This is a genomic window from Microbispora sp. CA-102843, from assembly GCF_050936215.1.
Lineage (GTDB): Bacteria > Actinomycetota > Actinomycetes > Streptosporangiales > Streptosporangiaceae > Microbispora.
This window is the reverse complement of the sequence record NZ_JBNJNF010000001.1, coordinates 6,125,761-6,146,004: the sequence shown is the minus strand read 5'-3', so window position 1 is coordinate 6,146,004 and position 20,244 is coordinate 6,125,761. Positions and strand designations below refer to the sequence as shown.

18 protein-coding genes are annotated in these 20,244 nt (G+C 69.3%); 3 read left to right on the top strand and 15 right to left on the bottom strand.

Translation table 11 applies throughout. The annotated features are described in order from the left end of the window. Positions 1–110: 110 nt before the first annotated feature. Both ACQEVJ_RS28430 and ACQEVJ_RS28425 read left to right on the top strand, forming a co-directional pair. The gene (locus tag ACQEVJ_RS28430; protein ID WP_433106227.1) at positions 111–2,201 is read left to right on the top strand and encodes a hydantoinase/oxoprolinase family protein; all 2,091 of its coding nucleotides are present in this window, start codon (positions 111–113) and stop codon (positions 2,199–2,201) included. 11 nt (positions 2,202–2,212) lie between these two features. After that, positions 2,213–4,483, top strand: coding sequence for a hydantoinase B/oxoprolinase family protein (locus tag ACQEVJ_RS28425; RefSeq protein ID WP_433106225.1), 2,271 nt, complete (start codon positions 2,213–2,215; stop codon positions 4,481–4,483). A gap of 99 nt (positions 4,484–4,582) precedes the next feature. Here ACQEVJ_RS28425 and ACQEVJ_RS28420 read toward each other — a convergent pair whose 3' ends face one another. From ACQEVJ_RS28420 to ACQEVJ_RS28355, 14 genes are all read right to left on the bottom strand, one after another. After that, positions 4,583–5,764: an alpha-hydroxy acid oxidase gene (locus ACQEVJ_RS28420; protein ID WP_433106223.1), complete on the bottom strand. Its 1,182-nt coding sequence runs from the start codon at positions 5,762–5,764 to the stop codon at positions 4,583–4,585. Between the two features lie 45 nt (positions 5,765–5,809). Continuing rightward, positions 5,810–6,655, bottom strand: a complete 846-nt coding sequence (locus ACQEVJ_RS28415) for an ABC transporter permease (protein WP_433106221.1) — start codon at positions 6,653–6,655, stop codon at positions 5,810–5,812. A gap of 13 nt (positions 6,656–6,668) precedes the next feature. Continuing rightward, entirely contained in the window at positions 6,669–7,571 is a 903-nt protein-coding gene (locus ACQEVJ_RS28410) for an ABC transporter ATP-binding protein (RefSeq protein WP_433106219.1), read from the bottom strand. A gap of 172 nt (positions 7,572–7,743) precedes the next feature. Continuing rightward, entirely contained in the window at positions 7,744–9,441 is a 1,698-nt protein-coding gene (locus ACQEVJ_RS28405; RefSeq protein ID WP_433106217.1) for an FAD-dependent oxidoreductase, read from the bottom strand. A 136-nt stretch (positions 9,442–9,577) separates the two neighbouring features. Continuing rightward, entirely contained in the window at positions 9,578–10,342 is a 765-nt protein-coding gene (locus ACQEVJ_RS28400; protein ID WP_433106215.1) for a glucose 1-dehydrogenase, read from the bottom strand. 10 nt (positions 10,343–10,352) lie between these two features. Beyond that, positions 10,353–10,739, bottom strand: a complete 387-nt coding sequence (locus ACQEVJ_RS28395; protein ID WP_433106213.1) for a hypothetical protein — start codon at positions 10,737–10,739, stop codon at positions 10,353–10,355. A 6-nt stretch (positions 10,740–10,745) separates the two neighbouring features. Beyond that, a complete protein-coding gene (locus ACQEVJ_RS28390) occupies positions 10,746–11,399 on the bottom strand; it encodes an ABC transporter substrate-binding protein (RefSeq protein ID WP_433106211.1) in 654 nt (217 codons plus the stop codon). Between the two features lie 96 nt (positions 11,400–11,495). After that, positions 11,496–11,981, bottom strand: coding sequence for a nuclear transport factor 2 family protein (locus ACQEVJ_RS28385; protein WP_433106209.1), 486 nt, complete (start codon positions 11,979–11,981; stop codon positions 11,496–11,498). A 113-nt stretch (positions 11,982–12,094) separates the two neighbouring features. After that, positions 12,095–13,135 carry an ABC transporter substrate-binding protein gene (locus ACQEVJ_RS28380; RefSeq protein ID WP_433106207.1) on the bottom strand — a complete coding sequence of 347 codons (1,041 nt, stop codon included), beginning with the start codon at positions 13,133–13,135 and terminating at the stop codon, positions 12,095–12,097. Positions 13,136–13,373: 238 nt separating this feature from the next. Further along, complete coding sequence (locus ACQEVJ_RS28375; protein ID WP_433106205.1) at positions 13,374–14,150, bottom strand: SDR family NAD(P)-dependent oxidoreductase; 777 nt, start codon at positions 14,148–14,150, stop codon at positions 13,374–13,376. 37 nt (positions 14,151–14,187) lie between these two features. Further along, entirely contained in the window at positions 14,188–14,979 is a 792-nt protein-coding gene (locus tag ACQEVJ_RS28370) for an enoyl-CoA hydratase/isomerase family protein (RefSeq protein WP_433106203.1), read from the bottom strand. A gap of 83 nt (positions 14,980–15,062) precedes the next feature. Next, the gene (locus tag ACQEVJ_RS28365; protein WP_433106201.1) at positions 15,063–16,211 is read right to left on the bottom strand and encodes an acetyl-CoA C-acetyltransferase; all 1,149 of its coding nucleotides are present in this window, start codon (positions 16,209–16,211) and stop codon (positions 15,063–15,065) included. A gap of 12 nt (positions 16,212–16,223) precedes the next feature. Further along, positions 16,224–17,228, bottom strand: coding sequence for a quinone oxidoreductase family protein (locus ACQEVJ_RS28360; RefSeq protein ID WP_433106199.1), 1,005 nt, complete (start codon positions 17,226–17,228; stop codon positions 16,224–16,226). Beyond that, the gene (locus ACQEVJ_RS28355) at positions 17,225–18,217 is read right to left on the bottom strand and encodes a DUF7064 domain-containing protein (protein ID WP_433106197.1); all 993 of its coding nucleotides are present in this window, start codon (positions 18,215–18,217) and stop codon (positions 17,225–17,227) included. Before ACQEVJ_RS28355 ends, ACQEVJ_RS28360 begins: the two co-directional genes overlap by 4 nt. A gap of 102 nt (positions 18,218–18,319) precedes the next feature. Between ACQEVJ_RS28355 and ACQEVJ_RS28350 the strand changes: the two genes are divergently transcribed. Then, complete coding sequence (locus ACQEVJ_RS28350) at positions 18,320–19,402, top strand: LLM class flavin-dependent oxidoreductase (RefSeq protein WP_433106195.1); 1,083 nt, start codon at positions 18,320–18,322, stop codon at positions 19,400–19,402. Between the two features lie 43 nt (positions 19,403–19,445). On the opposite strand, the gene ACQEVJ_RS28345 is transcribed toward ACQEVJ_RS28350, so the two are convergent. After that, positions 19,446–20,225 carry a hypothetical protein gene (locus tag ACQEVJ_RS28345; RefSeq protein WP_433106193.1) on the bottom strand — a complete coding sequence of 260 codons (780 nt, stop codon included), beginning with the start codon at positions 20,223–20,225 and terminating at the stop codon, positions 19,446–19,448. Between the last annotated feature and the right edge of the window lie 19 nt (positions 20,226–20,244).

Here is a 20,244-nt window from a genome sequence, read left to right as displayed (position 1 = left end):
GGGGCCGGCCCGTACCCATGTGACCGGCGCGCACCGCCGGTCGGGCACCCCGGCCGGGGCCGCTCGCCGGATCCGAGAGGTCTGATCTGATCCGACTCAGGGAGAGCGGCATGCGCATCGGAGTGGACATCGGAGGAACGTTCACCGACCTGGTAGTGGAGGATGACACGGGTGCGAAACGCACCTGGAAGGCTTCCAGCACCCCACCGGACTTCGGCGCCGGGGTGCTGGCCGCACTGGAGCTGGCCGCCGCCGACCTTGGGATGAGCCGGCCGGAACTGCTGGCCGCGACGGGGCACTTCGTCCACGGCACCACCGTCACCACCAACGTCGTGCTGACCCGTACCGGTGAACGTGTCGGTCTCATCACCACCCGCGGCTTCGGCGACACCTATCCGATAGCCCGGCAGTACCGAGGCCAGGAGCAGGACCCCTCCAAGGTCACGCATCCGGTTCCGCTGGCAACGCCGGACGATATCGCCGAGGTCACCGAACGCGTCGACTACGCGGGCCGGGTGGTCGTCTCACTCAACGAGGACGACGTGGTCGGCGCCGTCCGGCACCTGCTCGGCCAGGGCGTGAGGTCGTTCGCGGTCTGCTTCCTCTGGTCGTTCCGAAACGCCGAGCACGAGCGACGGGCCAAGGAGATCATCCTCGAGCTGGCTCCCGAGGCCTATGTGTCGATCTCCTCGGAGTCGTGTCCCGTCCTCGGTGAGTACGAGCGCACGAGCACCGCGGCGATCAACGCGTACGCGGGACCGGCCCTCAAGCGCTACGCAGAGCGTCTCGACCAGGACCTCCGGGGTGCCGGGCTCGGTCACCCGATCCTGTTGATGAAGTCCGACGGTGGAGCGGCCAGCATCGCGAGCGCGGTCACCGCGGCGGCCCAGACGGTCTACTCCGGTCCGGCGGCCGGAGTCGTGGCCGCGCACCAGCTCGGGGAACGGCTCGGCGAGCAGAACCTCATCACTTTCGACATGGGCGGCACGAGCACCGACGTCGCGCTCATCCACCGGGGGCGGGTCCAGACGACGTCCCAGCAACTGCTCGACCGGCAGCCGCTGGCGATCCCGATGATCGATGTCACGTCGGTCGGCGCGGGCGGTGGCTCGCTCGGCGGGGTCGGAGTGGACGGCACTCTGCGGACCGGTCCCCGCAGTGCCGGTGCGATACCGGGCCCGGCCTGTTACGGCGCAGGTGGTACGGAGCCCACGGTCACCGACGCCAACGTCGTGCTGGGTTTGATCGACCCCGACTATTTCCTCGGCGGTCGCGTCCGGCTCGACCGGGCGTCGGCCGAGTGGGCGGTGACCGAGCTGGGCGAACGCGCCGGTCTTCCCCCGCTGGCGACCGCCCACGGCATGTTCAGGGTCGTGAACTCGGTGATGGCCGACGCCATCCGGCTGCGGACGGTCTTCGCGGGTCTGGATCCGCGCGAGTTCGCGCTGGTCTCCTTCGGCGGGGCCGGAGGTCTGCACTGCGCCGCCGTGGCCGCCGACCTCGGCATTCGCAAGGTGATCGTGCCCACCATGGCGTCGGTGTTCTCCGCGGTCGGACTGGTCAGCAGCGACCTCGTCTACAGCTATGCGAAGTCGACCACGGTTCCGGTGGCCGCCGGAGGAGTACTGACCGAGCAGGCGCTGAAGGACGTGAACGACATCTTCGCCGAACTCGAGGCGCGTGCCCGGGCCGACCTGGCCCAGCACGATGTGCCGGAGGAGAACCGGATCATCGAGTACGGGCTGGAGATGTCGTATCTCGGCCAGATCCTGAACTTCCAGATCGAGGCCCCGGCGCGGTCCCTGGAGCACGCCGACATCGCGGACCTGGTCAAGGAGTTCGACCGGCGGTACCGCGAGGTGTATGGTCCCGGCGCGGCTTCGCCGGAGAACGGCTACATGCTCAAGAACTACGCGGTGACCGGCATCGGCCGGATTTCCCGTGTCGACTCCACTCCGGCGCCCGGCGAGGGAGGCGGCGAATTCGCCAGGAAGGGCACCCGGCAGGCGGTCGCCGACCTCGACACCGCGGAGCCCACCGAGGTCGCGATCTACGACGGCCTCGCGTCCCCCCCAGGAGCCCTGGCCGACGGGCCCGCGTTGATCGAGTATCCGGACACGACCGTGCTGGTCCCGGCGGGTTTCACCGCCGCGATCAACGACTTCGGCAATGTCATCCTCCAGCAGGCCCGGCGGAAGTGAGGGCTGAAACCATGACGACGACCCAGACGGCGAACCCCACTCCAGAGGTCGAGGGCTACGATCCCGTCCTGTCCCAGATCATCTACAACTACGAGCTCACCCTGAACCGCGAGATGGGCCGGGCGGTGGTGAACCTGTCCGGCTCGCCGCTCTTCGTCGGCGCGTCCGACTTCGCCTGCGGCTGCCTGGACGCGGAAGGCAACATCCTGACCAGCATCGCCTGGTCGCTGCAGATGGGTTATGCGGTCTCCAACACGGTGCGGGCCAGTCTGCGCCGCTACGGCGACGACATTCACCCCGGCGATATGATCTTCTGCAACGACCCGTACGGCGGAGGGGGGCTGCACTCCTCGGACGTGGTAGTGGTCGCCCCGGTGTTCGTCGAGGGCGAGATGTCGGCGTGGGTCGGTGTCTCAGCCCACGTGACCGACGTAGGCGGAGCGGTTCCCGGCGGCTTCTCGGTCGAGCCGATGGAGTGCTACGGCGAGAACATCCGGTTCACACCGGTCAAGTTCTACAAGAAGGGTGTCTACCAGGGTGACCTGGTGGACGCCTTCCTGACCAATGTCCGCCTGCCCGAGCGTACCGGCATCGACCTCAAGGCCCTGATGGGGGCCACCTGGATCGGCCGTGAGCGGATGGAGGAGCTGTTCGCCCAGCACGGCGCCGACCGCGTCCGCGCGGTGCACGCCGGCCAGATCCAGCAGTCGGACCGGGCGATGCGCGAACGCCTGGCCGAGCTTCCCGACGGCGTCTACGAAGGCGCCGCGCACATGGAGCATGACGGCGCAGAGGATCGCGTCTACACCATCCGCATGCGGGTGATCAAGGAAGGTGACGCGATCACCTTCGACTACACCGAAACCGACCCGCAGGCGCCCGGCATCCTCAACTGCGCGGAGGTCGGCAGCACCGGCAACGTGGTCGCCGCACTGGCGACCGTGGTCGCCCCGGACATCCCGTTCAACGAGGGGCTCATGCGCCCGGTCACGATCGAGTCGCCCCGTGGCACGCTGGTGAACGCGATCAAGCCGGCGCCCATCTCGGGTGCGACGATCTACGGCGCCTGGTTCGGCACGGACGCGATCCTCGAAGCGCTGAACTACATGATCGGTGGGCACCCGGAGCACCAGGTACGCCGGACGGGTCCCTGGGGAAGCTGGACCTTCGCCTGGCTGCACTGCACCAACCAGTACGGCGAGCCCTGGTTCTTCAACGTCTTCACCGCCGGATCCGGCGGGGCGTCCGCCATGCCCTTCCGGGACGGGGAACCGGCGATGATGGGCGTGCAGACCGTGGGCTCGTTCACCGCCAACATTGAGGACTATGAGTTGCAGAGCCCTGTCCTCTTTCTGCAGCGGGCGTTCTCGCCCGATACGGGAGGCGCGGGGCGGTGGCGGGGCGGACTCGCTCTGGAGTCGCTGTGCGTGCCGTGGGACACCGAGAAGTGGGACACGGTGGTGTTCCACAACCGGTTGAGCATCCCGTCGTCGGCGGTGTCCGGAGGGCAGTCGGGTGCCGGTTCCTCGCTGCGCTTCGCCCGAGGCATCATGGACGACGTCCGGGATCGGTGGAGCCGGGGCGAGTCTCTGCCGATCAGGGAGTACGCCGACCGGGCGGAGCGGACGCCCACCCGCGCCAAGGGCCTGGTGATCGACGAACAGGACGGCTACTACATGCGCGCCACGGGAGGCCCCGGCTACGGTGACCCGTTGGACCGGCCCGTGGCCGCCCTCGCCGAGGACCTGCGCCTGGGGTTCATCTCGCCTGCGACGGCTCGCGACGCGTACGGCGCCGTGCTCGCCAGCGACGGCGTCTTCGACCTCGAGGCCACCGCGGCCAGGCGGGCCGAGCTCCGGCAGCGGCGTACGGCACTGCCCACGACGGCCGGGGTCCTGGCGGATCTGCGCGACAGTCAGCCACCCGCCCCCGGGGGCGAGTTCGCCGGCACCTCGGCACAGGTGCTGGGCGAGCACCTGGAGGTCACGCCGGCGGGCGTCTACCGGTGCAGGCGCTGCGGCCACGAGTTCTGCGACGTGCGCGACAACTGGAAGTGGCACGCCGCGTTCTCGCAGGACCTGGTGAGCGAGAGTTCCGTGCAGACCGCGATCAGGGAGCGTGACGACCTCTACTACCGGCGGTACTTCTGCCCTGGCTGCGGCGTGCAGACCGAGACGGAGGTGGCGCTGCCGGGTGAGCCGCCGCGGTGGAACTTCCGTCCGCTGTCCGTGTGGTACGCCCAGCAGGGCGCCGCCGGGCGGCCGGCCGGGAGCGGGGACTGACGAGCCGTAGCCCAGGACCAGCAAGGAGGGGCCGCCGGGGAATCGGCGGCCCCTCCGGGGGAAGCGGGTGAAGCGGGGGAGGACAGCAGGCGGCAGGGCTCAGCGCGGGCCGCTGCGCGGGGACAGGCTGCCGGGGCCGAGGTCCTTGACGGTCGCCGTGCCCATCAGGGTCAGGTCGCGGATCATCTCGTCTCTGAGGATCCGCAGGACGGCCGCGACCCCCTGGGTGCCGCCGCCGGCGAGCCCGTAGACCAGAGGGCGCCCGATGAGGCATGCCCGGGCACCGAGGGCCAGCGCGATGATGACATCCGTACCTGATCTGATGCCGCCGTCCACCAGGACGTCGGCACGGTGGCCGATCCGTTCGGCCACCGCGGGGAGCGCCCGGATGGTGGGCGGGACGGCGTTGAGTTGCCGGCCGCCGTGGTTTGAGACGACGACGCCGTCAGCGCCGAGATCCACCACGCGCTCGGCGTCGTCCGGGTGGAGAACGCCCTTGACGTACAGCGGGCCGTTCCATCGGGACCGGATCCACTCCAGATCACCCCAGCCGATGTCCGCCGTCAGGTTCTCCGACTGGATCTCCACCGACTCGACCTCGCTCACGCGGGCGCCGTCGGGGACCAGGTTCCGCAGCGTCGTACGGCGGTGCCGCAGGTAGCCGTAGGCCCAGCGGGGCCGCCGGGCCGCGTCCAGGATCCGCGCCGGGGTGAGGGTCGGGGGAATCGCCATCCCGGTGCGCCGCTCACGCAGGCGGTTGCCGTACACCGGCACGTCGACCGTCACGAACAGCGCGGTGAAACCGCTGTCCCGCGCACGGCTCATCAGAGATCCGATCAGGCGCCGGTCGCGCCAGGGGTACAGCTGGAACCAGTGGTGCTCCTCGGCGCCCCGTCCGACCTCCTCGATGCTGTAGGCGGAGGCGCTGCTGAGCACCAGCCGGGTGCCGTTCCGTTCGGCTGCCCGTGCCGCGCCGAGGTCCCCGTGCCAGTGCGCGGCCCCGGCCAGTCCGGTGGGTGCAAGGACTACGGGCAGGTCGAGCCGGGTGCCGGCGATCGTCACGGTGAGGTCGGGGTCGGCCGTGCCGGTGAGCACCCGCTGGTTGAGGTGCCACTCGCGGTAGGCGGCCTGGTTCTCCCGGAGGGTCTGTTCGTCGTCCGCGCCGTTCTCGATGTACGCCCAGACCATGCGAGGGACGCGCCTGCGGGCGCGCTCGCGCCAGTCTTCGACGCTCAGCGGCGGGGTGGCGCCGCTGAGCCGGAAGCGGAAGTCACCGATCACGGCGGTGCTCCTGACGCCTGGACCGCGGGCGGAAGAGGGGGGAGGTCAATGCGTGACCTGCCACACGAGCAGGCGCCGCTCCACGGCGTTGAACAGCCAGTTCATGACGATGGCGACGACCATCAGCTCGACCAGGATCGCGAAGACCGTGTTGATCTGGTACGAGGACGAATACAGCACGATGTCCTGGCCGAGGCCGCCCGTGGCGGCGACCATCTCCGAGGCCACCACGCCGAGCAGGGCGTAGACGAAGGTCAGCCGCAGTCCGGCGAACATCGTCGGCACGGCCGAGGGGAGCACCACCTTCAGCAGGAGTGAGGTGCGCTTGAGGCCGACCACGCGCGCCATGGTCATCAGGTCCGCGTCGACCGACCGCACCGCCGAGCGGGCGTTCTCCGCGAGGATGAAGAAGACGATGCTGACGGCGAGGACCACCTTGGCGGTCATGGTCAGCCCGAACCAGGCGATGAACAGCGGGGCCAGCGCGATGCGCGGCACGCTGTTGATCGGAGCGAGGAACGGCCCGAAGATCGAGTTGAGGGTGGGGCTCAGGCCGAGGACCAGGCCGGCGAGGGTGCCGGCGACCGAGCCGACGACGAAGGAGACGCCGACGGCGCCTCCCGTGTCCTTCAGCGACTGCACGCTGCGCTCCGACGGCAGGTAATCCAGCATCGCCGTCCAGACGCCGCTGGGCCGCCCGAACAGGGTCTCCTCCAGCCAGCCCTGCCGCGAGGCGAACTCCCACAGGGCGAGGAACGCCACGCAGATCAGGACGCGGGCGGCGTTGACGAACACCTTCGACTGCCAGATGGCCGGCCGTCTGCCGGTGTTCCCGGTCCCGTCGCCCCCGGGCGCCGAGGCCGTCGCCGGTCGTTGGGTGGCAATGGTCATGGGTCCCCCTCTCTCAGCTCGCGTTCCGGGGGCTCCGGTCGCCGATCGCGCCTTCGAGCCGTTCGAACAGGTCGTGGGTGATGCTCTGGAACTTGTCGGTGAACTGGATCTCGCCGAGATCCTCCGCACGCGGGCGCGGCAGGTCGATGACGCGGTCCTCGGCTATCCGGCCGGGGTGGGGGAGCATCACGATCACCCGGTCGGCGAGGAGCACGGCCTCCTGCAGGTCGTGGGTCACGAAGATGACCGTCTTGCGGCGCTCGCCGCCCTGGTGCTGCTCCCAGATGCGCAGGAACTCCGCCTGCAGGGTGAGCTTGGTGCGGGCGTCCAGCGCGGCGAAGGGCTCGTCCATCAGCAGCAGGGACGGGTCGGAGGCCAGGGTGCGAGCCAGCGCCACGCGTTGCCGCATGCCCTGCGACAGTTGCAGCCGGTACTGAGACTCGCGCCCCTTGAGGCCGACCAGCTCCAGCATCTCGCGGGCCCGCTCCTGGCGCCTCCTGCGATCCCAGCCGCGGGTCTCCAGCGGCAGTTCGACGTTCCTGCGGGCCGTACGCCAGGGGAGCAGGGCGTCCCTGGCGAACATGTAGCCGATGTCCATGTTGGGCAGTTCGGGGGCCTTGCCGGCGAGTGTGACCTCGCCGTGGGTGGGACGCACCAGCCCGGCCAGCATGTTCAGCATCGTCGTCTTGCCGCAGCCGCTGGCCCCGACCAGGGCGACGAACTGGCCGGCGTGGATCTCGACGTTGACGCCCTGGAGCGCGACGAGCTCCTCGGACCTGCCGGCGCCGTCCTCACCCCGCGCACCCCGGAGGCGGAACACCTGGTGCACGTCCTCGAACGAGATCAGTGGAGATGTTCCGGGAGCGGCGGGGGTTTCGCCCGCCGTGGCCGACCTGCTCTCAGTCCTGGCTGCCAACGTCTCCATCTCCCTCAGCAGGTGCACATGAGTCAGCGGTTCCGGCCATGGGGTCGCGGGAATCATGCTCCCCGTGGCCCCTATGTCCGGATTCCTAAGAAAATCTCACGTTGAACGCGAGATAGCAAGCATCAAATTGCCGATCTCCGGCGGGACCGCCTCGCGGCGAGGGTCAATCCCCGGCCGTGGTCTCTCCGGAGCGTCCGCCCAGCTCGCGTGAGACCAGGTAGGCCGTGGTGAGCCCTCTGCCCAGCGCGAAGCCGCTGTTGTAGCCGCTGCCGGACGACGTCAGCGCCGCGCACGAGCCCACGGCGTACAGGCCGGGGACGCGCTCGCCCGACGCGTTCAGCACGTGGCCGTCCTCGTCCGTGCGGATGCCGCTCGATCCGATGCCCGTGCCGAGGAAGCGCAGCCGCATCCCGTGGAAGGGCGCCTCTGTCACCGTCCCGAGCACGGGGTTGGGCCGGTGTCGCGGGTCGCCGTAGAAGCGCAGGACGTAGTCGAGGGAGCCCCGGCCGAAGTCAGGGTCGTCGCCCCGCTCGGCGTGCTCGTTGAACCGGGCAGCGGTCCTCTCCAGCCGCTCGCCGTCGATCCCCAGCGCGGCACCGAGTTCTCGCAGGCTTTGCGCCGAGGTGACCACGCCAGGCGGGTACTCGCCGCCGGGCGGCACCGTGCCCAGGCCGTACTTGCGGCGGTGCTGCTCGTCCCAGATCAGGTAGAAGGGCAGGTGCCGGTCATCCGGGTCGAGCGCCTTGGCGACGATGTCGACCCAGTAGGAGTCGTTGCAGAAGCGTCGGCCTGATCTGTCGACGATGAACGTGTGGGGCTTGGCGAACTCGGGGCCGTAGGCGAAGCCGGCGCCGTCTCCCGCCTCCCAGCCGGGCAGCATCGGGACGCTGGTGGCCGGGATCCTGGCGACGTCGCCGCCGACCGAGCGCGCGAGCTTGAGCCCGTCCCCGCGCAGGCTGCGCGGGGCGATGCTGCCGAAGTCCTCGGGCTCCAGGCCCAGCAGGTCCCTGACCAGCTCGGGGTCCCAGTCGTAGGTGCTGGTGGCCAGCACCACGTCGCCGTATGCCTCGACAGGCCCATCCGCGCCCTGCGCCCGGACTCCGACCACGCGGCCCGCATCATCGGTGAGCAGTTCGGTGACGGGATGGGAGGTGCGGATGGTGACCGACTCCTCCTTGAGCAGCCGGGCCAGGAAGCTCGCCACCACCCCGGTCCCGAAGGTCAGGGGATCGGCTGCGCCCACCTGCCGTCCGTCCGCTTCCCCGTCGGAGCGGGTCAGACCGAATGCCTGCGCCTGGTCGCCCCGCGCAGCGGTGTCGTCGGCGTCGGAACCGGAAACGCGGCGGCCCTCGACGAACATCTCGCCGTAGGTCGTGCCGACCGGAAAGTACGGGCTCACGCGGATCCGCCGGCGCCACTCTCCCAGGACGCTGCCGTCGATGACCTCGTTGGTGAGGTAGCGGCCCGCGCCGAGCGCGCCATCGGCCTCGGCATGATAGTCGGCCAGGCCGGGAATCACCGCCCAGCGGATGGCGCCGACCTCCTCCCAGTAGCGGACGGCCTTGGGGGACTCCGTCAGCCAGCGCCGCATGGCCCGTTCGTCCAGGGCCTCCGGGGCGGCGTGCGCGATGTCGCGCACGTAGCGCTCGGCCAACTCCAGGCTGTCCTCGATTCCCTCGCGCTCGGCGACGTGGTTGCCGCCGACCCAGACCTGGCCGCCCGAGTAGGCCGCTGCCCCGCCGACCAGGTCCGCGGCCTCGAAGACCGTGACCGGACATCCGCGCAGCGCCGATCCGAGGGCTGTCGCCAAACCTGACAGTCCCGCGCCTACGACGATCACATGGCGGTCGTGATCCCTCATACCGATCCTCCTCGTTCCTGTGTCAGTCACCGTTGTCTCTTCTCGGCCGGGACTCACATCCCTCGGCATCCACCGCGAGAGAGCCATGCGATTGCTTCGGCTTCTTCGTCGAGAACTCGTCGTCGCTTTGCCGCCGCTACACCGACGCGTCGTTCATCCGGGGGCCGCCGCCCGCGGTCATGCCGCCGTCGATGACGAAGTCACCGCCGGTGAGGTAGGCGCTCTCATCCGAGGCAAGGAAGAGTGCCAGTTCCGCGACGTCCCCGGGTGCACCTGGCCGGCGGAGCGGGAGGAAACGGTAGTAATCGACATCCCGGCCGTGGCCGGCATCGGCGAGCATGGGCGTGTCGATGTATCCGGGGTGGATCGCGTTGACTCGTATCCTCCGTGGGCCCAGTTCGATTGCGGCGGCTTTGGTGAGTCCCCGCAGGGCCCACTTCGACGCCGTATAGGCCGCACTGCCGCGTCCTCCGAGCAGCGCGAGCACGGAGCACACGTTCACGATCGCGCCACCGCCCGCCGCGGTCATCGCCTCGGTGACCGCCTTCATCCCCAGCAGCGCGCCGACGACGTTCACGTCGAGCATGGTCGACATGTCCGCGGCCGACTCGCTGAGGAGATCGCGCTTCCAGTGGATGCCTGCGTTGTTGACGAGGACGCGTACGGGGGGCCAGTCCGTCAGCGATTCGATCGCCGCCGCCCAGTCCTGTTCTCGGGTCACATCAAGGCGGACGAATCGGGCGTGTTTGCCGAGCTCGTCGGCCTGTGCCCGGCCGCGATCCTCGATCACGTCTGCGATCAACACGTGTGCGTTCGCGGCGACGAACCGGCGGACCTCGGCCTCGCCCTGACCACGTGCCCCACCGGTGACGATCACTGTGCGCCCGGCCAGGTCGACCATGGATAGCTCCTTATCTAGGTGCCGCCACCAGTTCGTCGTACGTCGGCCGTGGCTCCGCCTTAGCGATGCCGAGATCGACGAACGTGTCGAAGGTTTTTGTGAGGGTGTCCTTGTCGAGCGTGGTGGAGAAGTCCTTGTAGGCCTGCTCGACGACCAGGTTCGCCACCTCAGGGCTGACCCCCGTGTCCGCAGCCAGTACGGAGGCACTGGTCGCGCGGTTGGCCGGGGCCTTGATGAAGGCCAGGGCCTCGTCTATCGCGTCACAGAACGCCTTGGCGCCGTCCGGCCGCTCTTCGAGGAATTTCGTCGGAGCCACCCAGCCGCTGCCGTAGAGCTCCTTGTAGACCTTCGGTCCGTCGGGCAGGTACAGCAGCGGTTTGCCTGCTTTGGCGTTCATGATGAACTAGGTTCCGGTCGGGCTCACCTGGGCCACATCCACGCTCTTGTTGCCGAGCGCGGCGACGGCGGCGCTGCTGCCCCCGCCGAGGTTCACGTAGGTCACGTCCTCGACGCCGGCCTCCTTGAGCGCCGCGGCGAACAGCAGCTGCACGCCCGAGCCCACGGGTGTCTGGATGCCGATCTTCTTGCCCTTCAGGGCCTGCAGCACCTCCTGCCAGGTTGCGCCCTCCTGAGTCGAGGGCAGTGTGCTGTCCGCCGGGGCCATCAGCGTGGTCTGGATGACGTTGATGCCGCCGCAGAAGAAGGCGCCCTTGTTGCCGGCCTGCCAACCCTGGACCAGGGTGGTGGTGCTCACCTGTCCTATGTCGGATTCGGTGGCGGCCAAGCCCTGCATGCCCTGCAGGTTGGCGGGCTGCTCGAGGATTTCAATCTTGATGTTCCGCTTGTTGAACATCCCCTGCTTTTCCGCGATCACCACGGGCAGCCGGTAGGCCTGAGCAGGGAACATCATCACGCGGAGGGTCTGGGTCCCTCCGGCGGTCGTGGTCTCGGGCGAGCCGGAGGCCGTCGAGCCGTCTCCTCCGCAGGCGACGGTCGCCGCGGCGACCAGCAACGCGGCCGAGGTGAGAGCTATCCGGGACTTGTTCTGTACACGCATGACGGATCTCCTGAACGGGCAGGCCGGGCATCGATTCCGACGGCGGTGAATCGCGCCGCTGCATGGGGAGTGCGAGCGAAGGTTCCGGACCGGGACCTACTGGGCGCCGGGCCGGGTGCGGTGCGAAGCGAGCACGGCCGGGTTGCCCTGGGTCCAGGTGTGGGTCAGATGCCGGTTGGCGATGCGCCAGCCGTCTCGGGTGCGGACGAATCGGTCGACGTAGGTGCCGGCGATGGTGTAGAGGTCTCCACCCGGTGTGCCGTGCCTGATGTGCTGGGCGATCAGATACGTGCGGCCCTTCGCCTCGCCGGCGCCGGTCGCCTCGACCAGCGAGGTGCCGACGAAGTGCTGGCTTGCGTCCAGCGGTTCGAGAGAGGCGCGGACGACCTCGACGATGGCGGGCAGCCCCCGCGGGTGGCCCGCGAGGCCGTACTCGGCCGCCGCGTCCTCGGTGAACACCTGCTCCAGCAGTCCCCAGTCGCGGTCGTCGAGGGCGAAACAGTAGCGGGCCAGCAGTTCCGCGATGTCCAGGCGGTCCTGCAGGGGCAGGTGACGGGTGGAACGATCTTCGTTAACTGCCATGGACTTCTCCTTCATGCCGGCTCGCGGCCGAGCGAGGCCTGCGGCCGGATCCCGGCGCGTGAGTGCCCCTGTCCGGATTCGCCTGGGCCGCGAATGCACGGGTCCGGGGGGAGTCAGGTCCCAGGTATGACCACGAGAGAGTCGTAGGACGGCTTCGGTTCGGCGTTGAGGATGCCGAGCTTGACGTACGCGTCGAAGGTCTTGGTGAGTGTGTCCTCGGGCAGTTCGGTGGAGAAGTCGCCGTAGGTCTGGTCCAGGACGAGTTCGGCGACGGGTTCGGCGACGCCGGTGTCCTTCACCAGCATGTCCACGTTCGTCTTGCGGTTCGCGGAGTCACGGATGAACGCCAGAGCGTCGTTGACGCCGTCGCAGAACGCCTTGGCGACCGCGGGCTTCTGCTTGAGGAACTCGGCGCTGCCCACCCATCCGCTGCCGTAGTAGTCCTTGTAGGCGGTGGGGCCCTCGGGCATGTAGAGCAACGGCTTGCCTGACTTGGCGTTCAGGATGAACTGGGTGCCGGTGGGGTTGACCTGTGCGACGTCGACGCTGCCGTTGCCGAGTGCCGCGATGGCGGCGCTGCTGCCGCCGCCGAGGTTCACATAGGTCACATTGGTGACGCCGGCCTCCTCGAGCGCCGCGGCGAAGATCTTCTGGAGGCCCGACCCCACCGGAGTCTGGATTCCTATCTTCTTGCCCTCGAGGGACTTCAGCACCTCCTGCCAGGAGGCTCCCTCGGCGGTCGACGGGAGCTTGCTGCCCGCCGGAGCCATCAGCGTGGTCTGAAGAACCTTGATGCCGCCGCAGAAGAAGGCGCCCTTCGTCCCGGCCTGCCATCCTTGGCCGAGTGTGCCGACGGTGACGATGCCGACATCGGACTTGGTGGCGGTCAGGCCCTGCATGCCCTGCAGGTTGGCGGGCTGCTCGGTGATGTCGAGCTTGATGCCCCGCTTCTCGAACATGCCCTGCTGCTGCGCGATCATCACGGGCAGGCGGTAGGACTGGGCAGGGAACATCATGACGCGGACCGTCTGCGCACCCCCGTCGGCGTGGGTGGCGGACGATTCGCCGGAGTCGCCGCCGCAGGCGGCGGTCGTGGCGGCCATCAGCAGGGCGGCCGAGGCGAGTGCAACGCGAGTGTGCGTTCTGTTGCGCATTGCGAACCTCCATAGCGCAAGGTCCCTTGACGAGGGCCTCTGTTGCCCGGTGAGTTTTTCACGTTCAACGGAAGGAAACAAGGCGTTGCGTTCACTGACACCAGGCAAAGGGCGAGGTCATCGATGCGTGCGGGGCGTGGTGTCGTCGGCGTTCCGGTGCCGGCGCGGTGCTGGCAGCATGCGGAGCCGGACCGCTGAACGGTCCGGCTCGGTGCCGTGCGTCCCGGATGACGAGGCGCTAGTGGAGGCTCCAGCCGCCGTCGACGGGCAGGGTGATGCCGGTGATGTAGGAGCCGGCGTCGGACGCCAGCAGCAAGAGGGCGCCGTACAGCTCGCGGGTCTCACCGATCCGGCCGAGGGGAGTGCGCGCGAGGACCTTGCCCGCCCCCGCCTCGGATTCCAGCAGCGGGTCGGTCAGCTCGGACGAGAAGAAGCTAGGCGCCAGCGAGTTCACGCGGATGCCGTACCGTGCCGACCACTGCATGGCCAGGTCCCGGGTCATCCCGTTCATCCCGGCCTTCGAGGAGGAGTAGGCCACCTGCGGGATGTCGCCGCCGCTGATGCCGAGCACCGAGGAGACGTTCACCACCGAGCCGCCGTGCTTGGCCTTGATGCACGCCCGCCCGAAGGCCTGGGCCATGTAGTAGGCGCCGATGAGGTTGATGCCCAGAACCCGGGTGAAGTCCTCGGGGTTCTCCTTGTGCGCCGGGGCGGCGTGACCGACCCCGGCGTTGTTGATCAGCACGTGCACGTCGCCGAGCTGATCGATCGCCGCGTCCACCAGGGCGTTGCAGTCCTCCACCTTGGAGACGTCGGTTCGTACGGCGATGCATCGGCGTCCCGTTGCGATGATCTTTCCCTTGACCTCCTGGAGGCGGTCGATGCGACGGGCGGCCAGGACCACGTCGGCGCCCGCGTCGGCGAGCGCCTCCGCGAAGCCGACGCCGAGGCCCGAGGACGCGCCGGTGACGATGGCGACCTTGCCGTCGAGTCTGAACTGGTCCAACACGCTCATGGATGTCCTCGCATTCCTGCAGTCGTACTCAACGTGGTCACTCGCCGCGGAAGACGGGCTCGCGGCGCTCCTCGAACGCCTTGCGGCCCTCGGCCACGTCGGCCGATGCGAAGATCGCGGGCATGAGGTTCTCGCCCTCGCGGTAGTGCCCGCCCGCCGCCTTGTTGAGGGTCCACTTGGTGGCGGCGACGGCCAGCGGGGCGCGCTTGGCCATCCGGACGGCCAGAGCGGTGTACTCCTGCACGAGGGACTCGTGCGGGACGACCTTGTTGACGAAGCCGAGCTCGCGCGCCTCCTGCGCGGAGACGTCGTCGGAGGTGTAGGCCATCCAGGCGATGCGACGCCGTCCGATCATGTCAAGACCGCGCGTGATCGTGACCGCTGGGACGAGGCCGTGGTTCATCTCGCGCAGGCCGAAGCGTGCCTTCTCCGAGGCCAGGACCAGATCGCAGGCGAGGGCGATCTCCGTGCCGAACCCGAAGGCGTAGCCGTTGACCGCGCCGATGACGATCTTGCTCAGCCGTTCGATGGCCTCGAAGGGGGCGTGGGCCAGCCGGATGAACTTGCGGCAGTCGCCCATGCTGTCGAAGGTCATGCCGCCGAGGTCGGCGCCCGCGGAGAACGCCTTGCCGGTGCCGCCGGTGAGCACGACGGCGCGCACCTGGTCATCGTTCTCGAACGAGCCGATGGTGTCGGCCAGCTCCCCGAAGAGGGTCGGGCTGCCGGCGTTGAGGACGTCGGGCCGGTGCAGCGTGACGACGGCGTACCTGTCCGCCGGATACTTCTCGACGTACAGGGTCTCCCTGTCCACGCGTTCCATGTCGGCCATTTGTGGGGCTCCTCTGAGTCTAAAGTTACGTTTTACGTTAGATAGGCTGTATCCGCCGAGGGCCACCCCGGTGGGGAGGGACGTCAGAGCGCTTCGACGATGGTGGCGTTCGCCATGCCGCCGCCCTCGCACATCGTCTGGAGGCCGTAGCGGCCGCCGGTGCGGCGGAGGTTGTGAACCAGGGTGGTCATCAGCCGCGCCCCGGTCGCGCCCAGCGGGTGACCCAGCGCGATGGCCCCGCCCAGCGGGTTGGTGCGTTCGAGGTCGACGCCGAGCTCCTGCACCCAGGAGAGGACCACGGGGGCGAACGCCTCGTTGATCTCGTACTGGTCGATGTCGTCAATCGAGAGCCCGGCCTTCTTCAGCGCCTGCTGGGTGGCGGGAATGGGGGCGCTCAGCATCAGGATCGGGTCGGCTCCAGTGACGGCCATCGTGTGCACCCGGGCCAGCGGGGTGAGGCCGTGCCGTTCGACGGCCTTCTCGGAGGCGACGACCAGGGCCGCGGCGCCGTCGGAGATCTGGCTGGAGACGGCCGCGGTGATCCGGCCGCCCTCGGTCAGGGTCTTGAGGCCCGCCATCTTCTCCAGCGAGGTGTCGGGCCGAGGGCCTTCGTCGGCCCTGACGTCGCCGAAGGGGACGATCTCGTCGTCGAACGCGCCCGCCCGCTGGGCCGCGAGCGCCCGCTGGTGGCTGCGCAGAGCGAACTCCTCCATGGCCTCCCGCGTGATGCCCCACCGCTCGGCGATCAGCTCGGCGCCGCGGAACTGGGAGACCTCCTGGTCGCCGTATCGGGCGGTCCAGCCGGAACCGGCGTACGGCGCGCCCAGTCCCTGCTGTTCGCCGACGACGGCCGGGCTGGAGATCGGAACCAGGCTCATGACCTCGACCCCGCCGGCCAGGACGAGGTCCTGGGTGCCGGACATCACGGCCTGGGCCGCGAAGTGGACCGCCTGCTGCGAGGAGCCGCACTGGCGGTCGATGGTCGTGCCCGGAACGTGCTCGGGCAGGCCCGCCGACAGCCACGCGGTGCGGGCGATGTTGGTGGACTGGGCGCCGAGTTGGTCGACACAGCCGAGGATCACGTCGTCGATCTCACCGGCCTCGACGCCGGCACGCTCCACGGCCGCCTTGATGGCGTGGCCCGCGAGGTCGGCGGGATGGACCTGACTCAGGCCGCCCTTGCGCCGCCCGACGGGGGTACGGACGGCGCTGACGATGAATGCCTCTGCCACTGGCTCTCGCTCTCAAGGGATAGGGGTCATGGCGACGACCGTGCGGCCGACGGACCGCCGGTTGCTGAGGAAGTCGTGTGCCGCGGCCACCTGCGCCGCGGGGAAAACCTGGGCGACCACCGGCTTGGCGGCGCCGTTCTCGAACTGCCGGAGGACCCGTTCGACGGAGGGGCGGACCAGTTCGGGGTTGTGCTCCAGCCATTTGCCGAGCGTGAATCCCGCCACCGAGATGCCCAGGTCGAACAGGGTGTGCAGGCGGAACCGGTCGCTGCTGCGGCCGCTGCTGGCCCCCACGCTGATCAGCCGGCCCCCGGGTGAGACGCAGCCCAGGCTGCGGCCGAGGACCTCGCCCCCGACCGACTCCAGGACCAGCGGCACGCCGCGCCCATCGGCCACCTCGGCGACGACCTCGGCGAAATCCCGTGTGGTGTAGTTGACGGCCACGTCGGCGCCCCACCGCCTGACCTGCTCCACCTTGGCGTCGGAACCGGCGGTGGCGATGATCCTGCCCGCACCGTAGGCCCGGCAGAGTTGCAGGCAGGCCGAGCCGTACGCCCCGGCGGCGGCCTGGATCAGGACGTCCTCGCCCTTCCGCAGGCGGCCGAGGGTGACGATGGCCGCGTCCGCGGTGAGGTAGGGACCGGCGGCGCCGGCTGCCTGGAAGTCGTCGAGCGCGCCGGGCACCGGATAGACCTGGCTCGCGGGCGCGGCGACGAACTCGGCGGCGGCGCCGCCCCTCGGGATCACTCCGAAGACCCGGGTGCCGACCGCCGGGCCCTGGGCGTCCGGCCCGTGCGCCACCACCACACCGGTGAGGTCGTGGCCGGTGACATAGGGCGGTTCCGGCGCCCCGGGGTATCTTCCGGCGCGTTCCAGCAGATCGGCCCAGTTCAGGGCGAAGGCACGCACCTCGATCAGCAACTCGCCGGGTCCGGGCTCGGGCACGGGGACCTCGTCCCAGCTCAGCACCTCGGGCCCGCCGTGTCCGGCGAAGCGCAGCCCCTTCATGGTGGTCATGCCTCGTGCATCCCGGCGGGAACACCATCGATCATGTGGTCGTGGTACTCGCAGATGCCGTAGCCGGCCCCGCCGCGGTAGTCGAACTCGACCAGGTACTCGGCAAGGCGGGCGATCTCCCCGTCGCGCCGGTTGCGCAGAGGGACGTTGTGGAAGACACGGCCGGTGGCCTCCACCTGCTCTCCCGACTCCGTCCACATGGAGACGCGCATCGTGGTGGCGTAGTGCGGGGCCTCGCCGTACTCGCTCTTCACCGAGACCCTGTCGACCAGTTCGAGCACGCCGTCGCGCAGCACCATGCCGTTGCCGGGCGAGGGGGTGTCGCCGATCTTTTGTGCCCAGGCGACGAACCCGTTGCGCTCGTCCACCATGCAGGAGAGCCAGCGCCAATAGTGCGGCCCCTGCCAGATGCGCGGGCCCCAGGAGTGGTCGCGGAAGCCCAGGCCGTTGATTTCGCGCCGCTCGCCGTCGATCTCCACCCAGCCGTGCACCTTGCAGGGCCCCTGATAGTGGCCGACCGCGATGCTGTCCTCGGCGCCCTGGATACCGGAGCCGCCGCCCAGGCCGTACACCGGGACGACATTGTCGTAGTGCAGCTCGATCGCGACGGGGACCAGGGGGCTGGTGGTGAAGGCCTGCTTCGGGTTCTCCAGGGCGGTGCCCCTGTCCAGCAGGTACGCCGTGCCGTCGAAGGTGACCTTCATCCTCTTCAGCGGCTCGACGACTTCGAACTTGAGACCGGCCGCCTCGAACCTGTCATTGCCGGCGATCGGAGCGCGGTTGAAGCGGATGGCCGCACCGCCGTCGGGCAGGTAGAGCAGGACGGTGACCTCGGCGTGGCCCTCGTTCACCCGATTGCCCATCCTGATCAGCACCGCGAAGCCCGAGTCGCTGTCCACGAAGTTGTAGTAGGCCGACTCGTTGAACTGCGGGTGGTCGGTGGGCTCGTGCATGTACTCGTCCTGCTCGAGAATCGGTACGGCCGCCATGCCTCATTCACCCTTCACGTTAGATAGCTGTGTAGTACTGTAACCGATGGGACCTTACGTTGCACGTCACATATCAGATCGTCGTATGAGATTGGGAGTGCGATGGGCCAGAACTCCGGCGGGCCGGACGGCGGGACGTCGATCAGGCTCGGGCTGATGCTGGCGGGCGGCGGCGGTCTCACCGTCTCCGACATGGCCTCGATCGCCGCGCGGGCCGAAAGCGCCGGGTACGACGGCGCGTACCTGGCCGAGGCGTGGCGGTCCGGGTTCGTCACCCTGGCGGCCATGGCCGGGCGTACCGAGCGGATCAAACTGGGACCGTACGTCCTCAACGCGCATGCGCGCACCCCGATGATCGCCGCGATGAGCGCGGTGGACCTCGATGAAGTGTCCGGAGGCCGGCTCGTCCTCGGTGTCGGCAGCGGCAACCGGGTCACCAACGAGAGCTACCAGGGCGTCCCCGTCGAGCGGCCGCTGCGCAAAATGCGGGAGTACGTCGAGCTGATGCGGCTGGTGACCCAGGCGGGACGCGGCGAACGGGTCGACTACGAGGGTGAGATTCACCGGATGGCAGGCTGGCGCTGCCAGGTCGACCCATTCAGAGAGTCCATCCCCATCGTCCTGGCCGCCACATCTCCGAAGATGACCCGCCTGGCCGCGCTCGTCGCCGACGGCATCGCGTTGGGCAGCCTTCAGTCGGCCGCGTATGTCGCCGAGATCGCGGAAGAGTGCCGGAACGAGGCGGCGCGGCCGGGCTTCTCGGTGATGATGGCAGCCCTGATCGCCGTGGACGAAGACACCGAGCGGGCCCGCGAGGCGGCGCGCGCGGCGGTGGTGAACCTGTACGCGGGCAAGCCGCATCCTCACTACGACGCGCTGCTGCGCCGGCAGGGCCATGCCCGCGTCGCCGACGAGGTGGACCGGTGCGTGCGCGGCGGCGACCTGGCGGCAGCGCGCCGGGCGGTCACGGACGAGGTCGTCGACCAACTGGTTGTGGCAGGCACGGCGACGCAGTGCGCGCGGCGGATCTCCGAGTACGCCGGGAAGGTGGACGACGTGCTGCTGGTCAACGTGAACGGGATGCGGTACGAGGCGGGCGGCGCCGACCGGGACGCCCGCCGCGCGCTGCTGGAATCGTATGAGCCGCTCATGGAGCTCGCGTCGTCCGCCGGACGACCGTTGTGACACGTCCATACCGGTGGAATGCGGGGCGGGCCCGGTCACCGCCTCACCGCCGATCGAGGCCACACTGCTCCTCGACCCGGTAGCCGTGCGCCGCGGCCCAGAACCGATCCTGGAGCACCGCGCGGACGACCGGCCGGGCGAAGAACTCCTCGGCCCACTCCCGCTGGTCGAAGTAGAGCTCCAGGAACGCCTGGCAGGAGGTCGACGGAAGTATCCGGGGGAGCGGCCGCTGTCCGGGCTCGTCGACGGGCGCCGTCGCCTGCTCGCCGATCACGTGGTTGACCAGGATCTGCCGGATGCCGAAGGCCGACGACGCCTCCTCGGCCAGCACGGCCAGGCAGCCGTCCAGATGCTCCCGGGCGGCGGCCACGTCGACGCCGTCCGCGCGGTCGAACTCGAAGAGGTACTTCTCCAGGGCGGTCTGTCCGGTCAGCCGGTCGAGCAGGACCTCCTCGCGGACCCGGAAGGGGCGCAGTTCGCGCAGGAACAGGCGGTGGTCCGCCACGACCGTCTCGCGGAGGTCGTCGGTGTAGTCGAGTCCACGGCCGGGCAGGTAACGCAGCACCACATAGCGGAACGCCTGTGGCCGTCGTTCCCAGCCGCCGAGCAGATCGTACTCGGCTGTGGCCTGGTTGATGTGGTAGCTGATCACCTGGCTCTTCTCCCGGAGGAAGTGCCGGGCGAAGCGGGTGTGCACCCGCAGGTAGTACCGGTCGGCCTCCTCTGCCGTGACCGTCGAAGCCGGCAGGAAGTGGGAGATGGTCTTGTCCCAGGTGCCGCCGCGTTGGCCGCCCCCTGAGCTCATCGTCGCTGGCAGTTCCATGAGTGAAATCTAACTAAGA